At 35.4% G+C, this 12,832-nt stretch carries 12 protein-coding genes; 9 read left to right on the top strand and 3 right to left on the bottom strand.

What is annotated here, in order from left to right:
• Positions 1 to 246 precede the first annotated feature (246 nt).
• Positions 247 to 423 carry a hypothetical protein gene (locus tag ACH6CY_RS06995; RefSeq protein WP_374066609.1) on the top strand — a complete coding sequence of 59 codons (177 nt, stop codon included), beginning with the start codon at positions 247 to 249 and terminating at the stop codon, positions 421 to 423.
• A gap of 16 nt (positions 424 to 439) precedes the next feature.
• On the top strand, positions 440 to 565 hold the full coding sequence (locus ACH6CY_RS06990; protein ID WP_374066608.1) for a DUF6254 family protein: 126 nt from the start codon (positions 440 to 442) through the stop codon (positions 563 to 565).
• A 76-nt stretch (positions 566 to 641) separates the two neighbouring features.
• Here the strand turns inward: ACH6CY_RS06990 and ACH6CY_RS06985 are convergent, their stop codons facing one another.
• The 3 genes from ACH6CY_RS06985 to ACH6CY_RS06975 form a co-directional block, all read right to left on the bottom strand.
• On the bottom strand, positions 642 to 2,012 hold the full coding sequence (locus ACH6CY_RS06985; RefSeq protein ID WP_374066606.1) for an MATE family efflux transporter: 1,371 nt from the start codon (positions 2,010 to 2,012) through the stop codon (positions 642 to 644).
• A gap of 12 nt (positions 2,013 to 2,024) precedes the next feature.
• The gene (locus tag ACH6CY_RS06980) at positions 2,025 to 2,618 is read right to left on the bottom strand and encodes a TetR/AcrR family transcriptional regulator (RefSeq protein ID WP_374066605.1); all 594 of its coding nucleotides are present in this window, start codon (positions 2,616 to 2,618) and stop codon (positions 2,025 to 2,027) included.
• Between the two features lie 128 nt (positions 2,619 to 2,746).
• Positions 2,747 to 3,529: an HAD family hydrolase gene (locus ACH6CY_RS06975; RefSeq protein ID WP_374066604.1), complete on the bottom strand. Its 783-nt coding sequence runs from the start codon at positions 3,527 to 3,529 to the stop codon at positions 2,747 to 2,749.
• A gap of 307 nt (positions 3,530 to 3,836) precedes the next feature.
• On the opposite strand from ACH6CY_RS06975, the gene ACH6CY_RS06970 reads away from it, so the two are divergent.
• The 7 genes from ACH6CY_RS06970 (at position 3,837) to ACH6CY_RS06940 (ending at position 12,779) form a co-directional block, all read left to right on the top strand.
• A complete protein-coding gene (locus tag ACH6CY_RS06970) occupies positions 3,837 to 4,385 on the top strand; it encodes a GNAT family N-acetyltransferase (protein WP_374066603.1) in 549 nt (182 codons plus the stop codon).
• A 186-nt stretch (positions 4,386 to 4,571) separates the two neighbouring features.
• On the top strand, positions 4,572 to 5,522 hold the full coding sequence (locus tag ACH6CY_RS06965; RefSeq protein ID WP_374066602.1) for a YybS family protein: 951 nt from the start codon (positions 4,572 to 4,574) through the stop codon (positions 5,520 to 5,522).
• Between the two features lie 32 nt (positions 5,523 to 5,554).
• On the top strand, positions 5,555 to 7,522 hold the full coding sequence (locus ACH6CY_RS06960; RefSeq protein ID WP_374066601.1) for a DHH family phosphoesterase: 1,968 nt from the start codon (positions 5,555 to 5,557) through the stop codon (positions 7,520 to 7,522).
• 3 nt (positions 7,523 to 7,525) lie between these two features.
• Entirely contained in the window at positions 7,526 to 7,972 is a 447-nt protein-coding gene (gene rplI / locus ACH6CY_RS06955) for a 50S ribosomal protein L9 (protein ID WP_374066600.1), read from the top strand.
• A gap of 140 nt (positions 7,973 to 8,112) precedes the next feature.
• Entirely contained in the window at positions 8,113 to 9,489 is a 1,377-nt protein-coding gene (dnaB, locus tag ACH6CY_RS06950) for a replicative DNA helicase (RefSeq protein WP_374066599.1), read from the top strand.
• Between the two features lie 240 nt (positions 9,490 to 9,729).
• Positions 9,730 to 11,016 carry an adenylosuccinate synthase gene (locus ACH6CY_RS06945; protein WP_374066597.1) on the top strand — a complete coding sequence of 429 codons (1,287 nt, stop codon included), beginning with the start codon at positions 9,730 to 9,732 and terminating at the stop codon, positions 11,014 to 11,016.
• 290 nt (positions 11,017 to 11,306) lie between these two features.
• Positions 11,307 to 12,779 (top strand): peptidoglycan DD-metalloendopeptidase family protein, encoded by a 1,473-nt coding sequence (locus ACH6CY_RS06940; protein ID WP_374066595.1) that lies wholly within the window; start codon positions 11,307 to 11,309, stop codon positions 12,777 to 12,779.
• Positions 12,780 to 12,832 lie beyond the last annotated feature (53 nt).

The following is a 12,832-nucleotide window of genomic DNA, read 5'->3' as shown; positions in this document are numbered from 1 at the left end:
TTCATTTTAGGCTTTCTCAACCATCAGCTTGATATACTACTATCGAATGAATTAAGTAGCTAACAGTTCCCCCTGTAACCCAAACCAAAATCCAAAACAAGCGTAATTTGACGTTTAAGATAAGTCAAATACGTCTCCAAAATTCAAAGGTAAAATATTTTTAGTTTGTCCGTAACTCCCTAATACCCCTTTTCACGAATATTTACTTGCTCAGTTTACATACTAAACCAAAAAGGAGTGAAAATTATGGCTAAGCGTACAAAGAAAAACGATCCACAACAAAAAAACAAACAAGGTTTTGATTCCAGTAAAACAGATTCTGAATTCTCCGAGGAGCTAGGGAGTGCAGCAGCAAATCGTGCTCATAAACAAAAAGCCAAAAAAATAAGAATGTCTAAAAATAAAAATAAGCCAACCAGCTAAGAGGAGTAAAACGTATATGTCTAAATCAAAAAGTCGTAGAGAACGTGAGTGGAACAATAGAAAACAATCACAAGATCCTCATGGTAAGATAAAATCATTTGAGGAATTAGCAGAAGAAACAAAAAAAGACAACAACAATTAAACCGTAAGGAAGCGGTGATACCATCGCTTCCTTACGGTTTAAAGTAAATAAGTTACATATTAAATTTTGCAATATTTTATGTGCCCACGTTAATCAGCTTCGCACGTTCTCTTCGATATACAATTCTTAAACGAATAAAGAAACCAATGGCTGCTCCTGTTAAACCTAATGTAATTCCAACCCAAAAACCAGCAGGGCCAAGCGAAGTATATGCTGCTAGTACGAAACCTGCAGGGATACCAATCAACCAATATGAAACAAAAGCAATATAGAAAGGTAGTTTTACATCTTTATAGCCTCGAAGCACACCTTGAAGACTGGCTTGAGAAGCATCAGATAGTTGATAAATAATCGCTATCGTAAATAATTGTGCTGCAATATGGACGACCGCAGGATCTGTAGTGTAGAGGTATGCAATCGGTTCTTTAAAGAAAAGTAAAGTCACTGAGCCTAGGGACAAAAAGCCAATCGCACTAAACACACCAATGTAGGCGTATTGTTTAGCAGCTTCTAATTGCTTACCGCCAATTGAAAAACCAACTACTATCGTTATTGCCATCGATATACTTAATGGAATCATAAATAATAAAGTAGTAAAACTAATAACAATTTGGTTTGCTGCAATTACACTGGTTGAAAACATGATGCCTATAAATAGTGTTACAACAGAGAATATACTTGCTTCAAAAAAGATGGATAAACCCATTGGAATCCCAATCGACATTTGTTCCTTCCACGCAAGAATAGAAGGTTTTACCCATTTAACAAAAAGCTTGTACTCTCTAACTAATGTAACTTTGAATGTCATCATTGCACCAGTAATAAAAATAATCCAGAAAGTAATTCCTGTTGCATATCCTGCACCAATGCCGCCTAACCTTGGCATACCAAAATTTCCAAAAATCAAACTGTAGTTTAACAAAATATTAAAAGGGACGGCCAAGGTAGTAATAAACATAGTTATACGTGTGTACCCTTGAGCATCAAAGAAATTTCGAGTCACATTTGATAGAAATAATGGAATAATACCAATAGAAAGCCCAATTAAGTAATGAAGAGCAATATGTTGTACTTTTGGTTCAAGATCCATAAATGTTAAAATGGGATCTAGTGCAATAGATCCTAGCAAAATAATACCTGCCCCAATACCAACGGCGAGATATAATGCTTGGTTAACCGTGTAATGAATTTTATGCCGTTCATTTGCTCCCAACATTTGCGCAATGATAGGGGTGATTGCTAACATGATTCCATTCATGCCTGTAAATATAGGAGACCAAAGACTCGAGCCAATTGCTACCCCCGCTAGATCATCCGTTCCGACTCGTCCTGCCATCATTGTGTCAACTAGGTTCATAGCAGATAAACTAATTTGTGTAATCATAATTGGCCAGACAATAGTTAAGAACAAACGAATTTTTTCTTTTAATGTATGTGCATGATACAACTAAATTCCCCCCTAATACGAAGTTGTCTTGTCTGTGTTAGAAATACCAAGCCAAAAAATTTGCCAGGCAGCGTCTGGTTTTTGGTTGGTACGCTTATTTTCACCGTATACCATTTCCATGCCAATTGCGTCTAATAAAGCGGAAAATGCCAGAGACGCTGTAGAGGGAGGTTGGTTTATTTCCCCTTGATTAGCAGCATGTTGAAAACGTTCCAAATACAATTGATCGACTTGATCAATGTATGCATATAAAGCATCAATTACTTCATCATATAAATGACTAGGCGGAAGAAAGGAATTCCGCAACCATAGATTCAACCGGTTATCATTGCTAAAGCGATACATATAGCTTTGCAACGCATCCCATAAAAAAATCTTTAGTGGTTTATCAAAATTTGTTTTTAAATAATCTTCTTCTCTTTTTAACTCAATAGTGAAAGTTTCTTTTAATACTTGTAAAAACAAATCATCTTTTCCTTTGAAATGTGCATAGATGGACTGCTTTTTTATCCCAACTTGTTTTGCGATATTTGCAAGTGATGTTCCTTCATAGCCATGAGTGGCAAATAGATTCAATGCAGCATCTTTAATTGCAATATAAGACATAAAAACTCTCCCTTACGAACGGTCGTCAACATATCATAGCAAAGTATCGAAGCGGTAGCAACAAATTTCAGATAAAAAAGTTACCCTTAATCAGGTAACTTTAAGAAATAATTGATTGACATAATGCATTACAGCTTTTCAATTAAAGGAATGAGTTCATTAAGGTGGTTAATTTCATAGGTTGGTTTAACATCAGTGAGTTTTTTATTTACTCTATTGATCCAAACATTGCGAATACCAGCGCGGTTAGATCCTAATATATCTGTCATTAAGTTGTCACCGACCATAATTGCTTCCTCTTTCTCTACTTTTGCTAATTCAATAGCATGATCGAAAATTCCAGGATCTGGTTTACCTTTGCCGAATGCACCTGAGATAATGATATGATCAAAATAGGCTCGTAGCTCAGGTGTTATAGTCAGCTTTTTTTCTTGTAAAGAAGGTGCACCATTTGTTAATAAAATCAGCTGGTAGTTTTTATGCAATTCATCTAATGTTGTGTAGGTTTCTTCATATACAAAAGGGTGCTTCACTCTTTCTTTAATAAACCGCTCTGCTAAATCATTTGCAAAGGTTTCGTCTGCTATTCCTAGCTTAGTTAAACCATGTTCCCAAGCTTTTTTTCGATAAGTAGGAATAATATCGTACATTTTCTTAAAATCGTCTGTTTCATCATCAAAAGTCCCCCATAAACCTTCAAAAGGATTGATTCCAATTAATTGTGTAAATGCATATGTCTCGTAAGATGCATATAGTTCACTTGCTGCTTCTCGGACGCTTTCTTCTAATTTAATAGGATCTAATCCATGTACTTCTTCTGCTACTGCACAAGTTTTTTGAAAAGCAGTTTCTACGCTCTTTTTATCCCATAGTAATGTATCATCCAGGTCAAATAGTATAGTTTTAATCATGTTCTAACTCCCTCTGCACCATTTTTATCATTATCATAACAGGAGTTTTACTTCTTTGCTATTTTCTTTACGCTTTCGTTTGATAAGGAATAGGCAAACCAGTTACATAGCTGACTACATTTTTTCAGCTATTCTCTAAATGAGAGATCTAGTCCCATTCTCTTCACTGGATAAGGAATACATTATGAAATGAAGCACAGCGCAATTTAAATGACAGGGAATATTAATATGTCATAAAAAATGAGGCAAAGTTACTTTTGTTCGATTACAATATAGAAAAGAAGTGCAAGGTAAGGAGTGGAAGGTATTGAAAAGCAAATGGATTGGAAAAAAGATATACATTCGTCAATTACAAAAAGAAGATGCAGCTGCATTGTTAGAAATCAATAAGGAGAACAGAGAAATATTTAATCGATATTCTCCTGTTGATCAAGAAGAGTCATTTTTTACATTAAAGAATCATGAAGAGATGATAGAAGCTAAGCAAAAAAATTGGTCAGAGGATAGAGAATATGGTTTTGGTATTTTTATAAAAGAAGCAGATAAATTAGTCGGAACGATTAACCTTTTCTTTGTTGAACGTGAAGTTGGAGATAAATGTATGATTGGATATGCACTTGATCATAGATATACTGGACACGGTTATATGACTGAGTCGGTTCAATTGGCCGTTACATTTGCTTTTGAAGAAGCAGGATTTCATCGTATTGAAGCAGGGGTAATGCCAAGAAATACAGGATCGATTCATGTTTTAGAAAATTGTAGATTTATTAGAGAAGGTACATTACGTGATGAACTTAAAATAAACGGAAAATACGAAGACCATTATATTTATTCACGATTATCAACAGATTAATCATTGGATCGTTGCATAACTAAATATTATTTGTCATCATTCCACCGTATGGTTTATACTTGAGGTTATAGATTTTAAAGCAAAAAAAGCAAATCAATTATATAAAAAGAGAAAAGCTAGTACTTAGGCACAGCACATGGTAGCTGTGCTTTTTCTAAGCTAGCAATTAGTAGAGGTGTGAAAGTGATGAATGATATACAAAAATTAAAAGAAGGATTAACGATGGGATCGCTTTTTGGCCTGTTATTACTTATAGTTGTTTTTATACCAGGAAGTGAATTAATAGCATTGTTTGTACTACCTGTACCTTTTGTTCTTTATGCTTCACGTTATGGCTACCGTTCTACACTTTTATTGGGTGGAATTGTCCTTGGCTTTTCAGTGATTTTATCCTTATTCCTGTTTATAGGAGCAATACCATTAACATTATTAGCGATAAGTGCTGGTGCGTTTATTGGGCATGCAATATTTCAAAAACGACATTCTTATGAAACATGGGCACTAGGGTCGGTAGGAGTGACAATCGGTTTACTAATCATTTTTGTAATGATTCAAGTATTTTCAGAGGTAGATTTAATTGAGCAATATCAATCAGTTATTGACGAATCAATAGAGATAACGAAATCAATGACAGAGACAACCGGATTTCAATTAGCGAAAGACGATTTAGACTTAATAAAGCAACAGATGAATCAAATGATTACCCTTTTCCCATCTATATTAGTACTCATTTCAATTGGGATAGCATTTATTATTCAGTGGACAAGCTATAAGATCATTTCTTTTCGAAACAAAAAACGCTTGTCTTTTCCAGCATTCCGAACCTTTCAATTTCCTAAAGGTGTCATTTGGATTTATTTAATAGCGATTCTCTTGGCAATGTTCCCTATAGAGGAGACAGGAAGCTTAGCGGCAGTTGTCTTAAATACAACTAATTTAATTGGGGGGTTATTTTCTTTACAAGGCATTTCTTTTATATTATTTTATTGTCATCAAAAACGGCTATCTATTGCATACCCTATATTAATTATTCTGTCATGTATTATTTTTCTTCCAATCGGTATTTATCTAACAAGAATCTTAGGTATAATTGATATAGGCTTTGGTGTAAGGGGAAGAATGAAACAAACAAAGTGAGCTCAGATCTGGGCGTAGGAGCTGAAAAAAAGATGCCAGATTTATTTAAGAAGCCAACCTTAAGTGTGCATTTATGGGTTATCTATTCTTTGTCGTTTTTATTGTTAGGATTTATTTGGTTTTTTCAATGGAAACTAGGAATTGTAATGACTGTTATATTAGTGGCTTCCTTGTATTATAGTGTTCGATCAGAAAAGCATATTTTGAGTGAAACAGAGGAATATATATCTACGTTGTCTTACCGCGTAAAAAAGGTAGGAGAAGAAGCGTTATTAGAAATGCCAATTGGTATTGTCTTGTATAGCGAAGACTATCAAATAGAATGGACAAATCCATATATGAATAAGTTTTCTGAAAATGAAACGTTTGTAGGTCAATCGCTTGAACGAGTTTCAGAAGACTTAGTACCAATGATTAAAGAGGAAAAAGAAGATATTTGGATTCATTTAGGTGAAATAGAATTTAAAGTAATGGTAAAAAGAGAAGAACGATTGCTTTACTTTTTCGATCGAACAAAACAAACTGAAATTCAAAATTTATATCATAATGAAAAAACCGTACTTGGTATTATTTTCTTAGACAATTACGAGGAAATCACGCAAGCAATGGATGATGCTTCAAGAAGTCAAATCAACTCAAATGTCACATCTACTCTTAATGAGTGGTCAAACGAATATGGGATTTATTTAAAAAGGATCTCACAAGAACGTTTTTTAGCGGTGATGAACCAAGCGATTTTACAAGAGTTAGAGCATTCTAAATTTGAAATTTTAGATAAAGTAAGAGAATTAGTATCAGATAAAAACGTACCGCTGACCTTAAGTATAGGAATTGGTTTCGGTGGTGCCTCATTACCAGACTTAGGTGAATCAGCACAATCAAGTGTTGACTTAGCATTAGGACGTGGTGGTGATCAAGTAGTAATAAAAGATGAATTAGGAAAGGTTCGTTTCTATGGTGGAAAAACAAATCCAATGGAGAAACGAACAAGAGTAAGGGCACGAGTCATTTCCCATGCGTTAAAACAGCTTGTTCAAGAAAGCGACCAAGTGTTAATTATGGGGCATAAGTCACCGGACATGGATGCTATTGGAGCAGCAATAGGTATATCGAAAATCGCACAGGCTAACGGTGTAAATGGCTTTGTTGTGGTTGATGAGGATGATATTGATATTGGTGTGCAACGGTTAATGGAAGAAATAAAAGAAGATGAAGATTTATGGTCTAATTTTGTATCTCCTGTTGAAGCGAACGATCTAATCACTAAAAATACATTGGTTGTTGTTGTAGACACACACAAACCTTCTCTCGTTGTTGAAGAAAAGCTGTTGAGCAAGACAGAGCATGTCATCGTGATTGATCATCACCGACGAGCTGAAGAATTTATTGCACGACCAACACTTGTTTATATGGAGCCGTATGCTTCTTCAACAGCAGAGCTAGTAACAGAGTTGTTAGAATATCAGCCAAGCACTTTAAAGCTGAATCGACTTGAATCAACTGCGCTGCTTGCAGGAATTATTGTAGACACAAATAGTTTTACTCTCAGAACCGGATCACGAACGTTTGATGCAGCATCTTACTTGCGCTCAAAAGGTGCAGATACGATCTTAGTGCAACGTTTTATGAAAGAAGATCTAGATAATTATATTAGAAGAAGTCATTTAATAGAAAATACAATGATTTACCGTGATAACATTGCAATTGCGCTTGGTGATAGAGGGCAAACATTTGGACCGGTCATTATTGCACAAGCAGCAGATACATTGCTGACGATGAGTGGAATAGGTGCTTCTTTTGTTATATCTGAAAGAGAAGATGGACGGATCGGAATTAGTGCACGCTCGCTTGGGGATGTTAATGTGCAATTAATTATGGAAAGCATGAATGGTGGCGGTCATTTAACAAATGCAGCTACGCAATTAGATAATGCATCCATACAAGACGCGTATGAACAATTAAAAGAAATTATTGATAATTATCTTGAAGGAGGAGAATAGATCATGAAAGTGATATTTCAGAAAGATGTAAAAGGAAAAGGGAAGAAAGGCGAAGTAAAGAATGTTTCTGATGGTTACGCAAGAAACTATCTGTTAAAAAATAATTTAGCAATTGAAGCGACACCAGGAAACATGAAAGCCTTGGAAGCAAAACAAAATAAAGAACAACAATTAGAACAAGAGGAAGTAGAAGAAGCAAAAAAACTGAAAGAAAAGCTAGCAAATATGGAAGTAGAACTAAAAGCAAAATCAGGGGAAAACGGTCGACTGTTTGGCTCCATAACAAGTAAGCAAATTGCTGAAGAGTTGAAAAAAACACATAAAATTAAAATGGATAAACGTAAAATTGAATTAGCTAGCCCAATTCGTGCACTCGGTTATACTAATGTACCTGTAAAAATTCATCCCGATGTGACAGGGACAATTAAAGTCCATGTAAAAGAGGCATAAAACTGTCAAAAACTATTTTTATTCATGTTATGATAACCAGCAGTAGCGTCTAATAGGTTGATTTTATTTATGGAAAAAGTGATCAGGAAGGGCTGCGCTACTTTCCTTACTGGTTTGTTGTATGTAAAGGGGGAATACGTGTGAGTGAGTCTTGGGAAGAACAACGGACACCGCCACATAATATGGAGGCAGAGCAAGCTGTATTAGGTGCTATATTTTTAGAACCAGAAGCGATGTCGACTGCTTCAGAATTATTAGTACCATCAGATTTTTATCGTGCAAGTCATCAACGTATTTTCCAAGTCATGATGCAGCTATCTGATAAGGGAGAACCGATTGATTTAGTCACGGTAACAACGGCTTTGTCTAATGCAAAGTTGTTAGATGATATTGGTGGTGTTTCCTTTCTTAGTGATCTAGCTAACGCTGTTCCAACAGCCGCTAACATAGGATATTATACAAAAATTGTTGAGGAGAAGGCGTTATTACGGAGATTAATTCGTACCGCTACAGATATTGTCACAGAAAGTTTTTCTAAAGAGGACGATGTAGAAGAAGTATTAAGTGAAGCGGAAAAGAATATTTTGGAAGTTTCTAACCGTAAGAATAGTAGCGCCTTTAAAAACATTAAAGATGTCCTAATCGAAGTATTTGATAATATTGAACAGCTCCATCAAAATGATGCGGAAGTAACGGGTATTCCAACTGGTTTCCGTGACTTAGATAAAATAACATCTGGTTTTCAGCGAAATGACTTAATCATTGTCGCCGCACGTCCTTCCGTTGGTAAGACTGCATTTGCATTAAACATTGCACAAAATGTAGCAATAAAAACAGATGAAAATGTTGCGATTTTTAGTTTGGAGATGGGGGCAGAACAGTTAGTTAATCGTATGCTTTGTGCAGAAGGTAATATTGATGCACAACGATTAAGAACGGGCCATTTAGAAGCGGAAGACTGGGGCAAGCTTACAATGGCAATGGGGAGTTTATCGAATGCTGGAATTTTTATTGATGATACACCAGGGATACGTGTTAATGAAATAAGGTCTAAATGTCGTCGTTTAAAACAGGAACATGGATTAGGGATGATCTTAATTGATTATTTACAATTGATTCAAGGTAGCGCTAATTCTAGAGAAAATAGACAACAAGAAGTGTCAGAGATTTCTCGCTCTCTCAAAGGGCTTGCAAGGGAATTGAACGTTCCACTAATTGCACTATCTCAGTTATCTCGTGGAGTGGAATCAAGACAAGATAAACGGCCGATGATGTCTGATTTACGTGAATCAGGTAGTATCGAGCAAGATGCCGATATTGTAGGTTTCTTATATCGTGATGATTATTATGATAAAGAATCTGAGAAGCAAAACATTATTGAGATTATTTTAGCAAAACAACGTAATGGACCAGTAGGAACAGTGGAATTAGCTTTTGTAAAAGAATACAATAAGTTTGTGGATCTAGATCATCGTTATCAAGCGGAAGATATTCCTCCAGTTGGTGCAGGAGGATAATATATCCACTTCGAGTGTTAAACTTGAGGTGGAATTTTTTTGTGTAAAAAATGTAGTTAGTATAAGAAGAAAACAAACAAAACGCCCCTAAAGTCGAACAAAAAAAATAAAAACAACAATAATGTTCGCTTATTTATTGACAACCTACCTTCCTCTTGGTACACTTATTTGGGTATTTCATCAGAAAAAAAGTATAAAATAAATGGTAGATAGTAAGTAAGATAAATGGAGGTAATAAATATGTCATCAGTAGTAGTGGTTGGAACACAATGGGGCGATGAAGGAAAAGGGAAAATTACCGACTTCTTATCGCAAAATGCAGAAGTAGTAGCACGTTATCAAGGCGGAAATAATGCTGGTCATACGATAAAATTTGACGGAGAAACGTACAAGCTACATTTAATCCCATCCGGTATCTTTTTTCAAGAAAAGACAAGTGTATTAGGTAACGGGATGGTGATTGACCCAAAAGCAATGATTGAGGAATTAAAATATCTCCATGATAAAGGTGTCAAAACAGATAAGCTTCGCGTTAGCAATCGTGCACATGTTATTTTGCCCTACCATATTAAACTAGATTTATTACAAGAAGAAGATAAAGGGATTAATAAAATTGGCACAACCAAAAAAGGAATTGGACCAGCATACATGGATAAAGCAGCGAGAACTGGTATTCGAATTGCTGATCTTTTAGATAAAGAAGTATTTCGTGAAAAATTGGAACAAAATCTAGCTGAAAAAAATCGTCTATTTACGAAAGTATATGAAACAGAAGAATTAAAAGTAGAAGATATATTAGAGGAATATTACGAATATGGGCAAGAAATAGCTAAGTATGTAACAGATACATCTGTTGTATTAAATGATGCACTTGATCAAGGTCGTCGTATTTTGTTTGAAGGTGCACAAGGTGTCATGCTTGATATTGATCAAGGAACTTATCCTTTCGTAACATCCTCTAACCCAATTGCAGGTGGTGTTACTATCGGTTCTGGAGTAGGTCCTTCAAAAATTGATCATGTTGTAGGTGTTTCTAAAGCTTATACAACACGTGTTGGTGATGGACCATTCCCTACTGAATTAAATGATGCAATTGGCGATCAAATTCGTGAAGTAGGTAAGGAGTATGGAACCACTACTGGACGCCCGCGCCGTGTTGGCTGGTTTGATAGTGTCGTCGTTCGTCATGCACGTCGTGTAAGTGGTATAACCGACCTATCCTTGAATTCAGTTGATGTATTAACAGGTATCGAGACATTAAAGATTTGTGTCGCTTATAAGTACAACGGAAAAATTATGGAAGAATTTCCTGCCAGTCTAAAAGTCCTTGCAGCTTGCGAACCAGTTTATGAAGAGTTACCAGGGTGGAATGAGGATATAACTGGAGTTACAAGTTTGAGTGAGCTGCCAGAGAATGCACGTCATTATATTGAACGCATTTCTCAACTGACACAAATACCACTATCGATCTTTTCTGTTGGTCCAGATCGAACACAAACAAACGAGGTAAGAAGCGTGTATAGTTAATTTCATATAAAAAATTTTACAAAAGACCTATGATGAAAAATAGGTCTTTTGTTATGCATCCTTTTGTCTTTTTCACTGTAACATTACAGGATATTTGTGGTAAAACATATGTTTTATCGTGATGAAAATCACAGAAAAGGGTTACAATTAGTATAATTTTGGAATTGATAATACAGTTTTATTACAGTTTGTTTAAAAGGGTTTAAAAGCATATCTACTATGTGATAGCCTGTAATAGGTTTGAAATTAATAGAACGGGAATAATAGTTCGTTGTAGGAGGACTAGGAAAATGCCTAAGTATGAAGCAGTAGTAAGTAGTAAAGAAACAAAATCGCTTAGTCTATTGAAAAAGACAGCTATTACAACAATACTCGGTGTTGGGTTAACGCTAAACGTTGTCAGTGCAGAAAAGGAACTTGATACAGTCTATCATGTCTATTTAGATGGACAACATATTGGATCAGTTGATAACAAAAACATTATTACTTCCTACATAGATGAGCGTATCGAAGAAAAGGAAAAGGCAAACGATGCTTATTCTTATGCGGTAAAACAAGAGATTTCTTATGTTTCAGAACGCACATTTAACCTTAGATCAAACAATCAAAAAGCATTAGACGCGATTGAAGATGAAATTGCCATCCACGTAAATGCTTATGAATTACAAATTGGTGGCAATACAGCAGGCTATTACAAGGATGAAGAAACAGCCAAACAAGCACTTTATGAATATAAAGCAAAATATGTTGATAAAAAGATATTAGATCAATTTAAACAAGAACAGAAAGATAAAAAAGAAGTAGAGGATAAAGAGCAATCAACTGAACAGAAACCTGTATTATCCGTAGGTGACTCTACTATATTAGACGTAACTTTATCAGAAGAAGTTTCCGTTCAAACAAAAAAAGTGGAAGAAAAAGAAGTATTAACAGTAGAGCAAGGTGTTAAGTTGCTTGAAAAAGGCACTCTGGAAGATAAAAAGCATAAAGTTGAAGAAGGCGATGTACTTGGTTCGATCGCTCGGCAATATGATATAGATACAGCAAAATTGTTAGAATTGAACTCCGATCTATCGGAAGATGTCGTTTTGCAAATTGGACAAGAACTTAACGTCACAGCGTATGCTCCTTTTGTAAATGTTATTGTGAAAAAGGAAGAAAAAGCTGAAGAGAAAATGGCTTATGAAAAAGAAGTTAAGGAGTCATCCGATATGTATAAAGGTGACTCAAAAGTAGAGCAAGAAGGACAAGACGGTAAAAAAGAAGTACATTATGCATTAGAACTAGTTAACGGTAAAGTAACCAATAAAGAAGTTGTTTCCGAAGAAATTACAAAAGAGCCAGTAAAAGAAATTGTGGTGAAAGGAACAAAAGTAATGTCTTCTAGAGGATCGGGCGATTTTGCGTGGCCAACCATTGGTGGATATGTTTCCAGTCAAATGGGATCTCGCTGGGGTTCTTTGCACAAAGGAATGGATATTGCGCGTCCAAGTAACCCTGCAATTTTAGCAGCTGATAATGGTACCGTAGTATCTGCAGGTTGGGATAACGGAGGATATGGAAATAAAATTGTTATTAACCATAACAATGGGTACAAAACAATTTATGCACACTTATCTTCAATCAGTGTTAGACCTGGACAAACAGTAACTAGAGGTTCAAAAATTGGCGTTATGGGCACTACAGGAAATTCAACAGGTGTACACTTACACATTGAAGTATATAAAAACGGTGCGCTGATCAATCCAGCTAGCGTATTTTAATTAGATAGATTACAATACAGAAGAAGACCCTTGTTGTATAGAAGCAGCAAGGG

The sequence above is a fragment of the Paraliobacillus sp. JSM ZJ581 genome, assembly GCF_044383835.1.
In the GTDB taxonomy this organism is placed as follows: Bacteria; Bacillota; Bacilli; order Bacillales; family Amphibacillaceae; genus Paraliobacillus.
Note: the sequence above shows the minus strand (reverse complement) of the source record. Positions and strands in the feature narration are given on the sequence as shown.

Bases quoted from the DNA above. Each gene is read 5' to 3' on its own strand.
- ACH6CY_RS06965 (WP_374066602.1), top strand. From the start codon at position 4,572: ATGAATGATATACAAAAATTAAAAGAAGGATTAACGATGGGATCGCTT.
- ACH6CY_RS06990 (WP_374066608.1), top strand. From the start codon at position 440: ATGTCTAAATCAAAAAGTCGTAGAGAACGTGAGTGGAACAATAGAAAA.
- ACH6CY_RS06960 (WP_374066601.1), top strand. From the start codon at position 5,555: ATGCCAGATTTATTTAAGAAGCCAACCTTAAGTGTGCATTTATGGGTT.
- rplI (WP_374066600.1), top strand. From the start codon at position 7,526: ATGAAAGTGATATTTCAGAAAGATGTAAAAGGAAAAGGGAAGAAAGGC.
- ACH6CY_RS06945 (WP_374066597.1), top strand. From the start codon at position 9,730: ATGTCATCAGTAGTAGTGGTTGGAACACAATGGGGCGATGAAGGAAAA.
- ACH6CY_RS06940 (WP_374066595.1), top strand. From the start codon at position 11,307: ATGCCTAAGTATGAAGCAGTAGTAAGTAGTAAAGAAACAAAATCGCTT.
- ACH6CY_RS06980 (WP_374066605.1), bottom strand. From the start codon at position 2,618: ATGTCTTATATTGCAATTAAAGATGCTGCATTGAATCTATTTGCCACT.
- ACH6CY_RS06975 (WP_374066604.1), bottom strand. From the start codon at position 3,529: ATGATTAAAACTATACTATTTGACCTGGATGATACATTACTATGGGAT.
- ACH6CY_RS06995 (WP_374066609.1), top strand. From the start codon at position 247: ATGGCTAAGCGTACAAAGAAAAACGATCCACAACAAAAAAACAAACAA.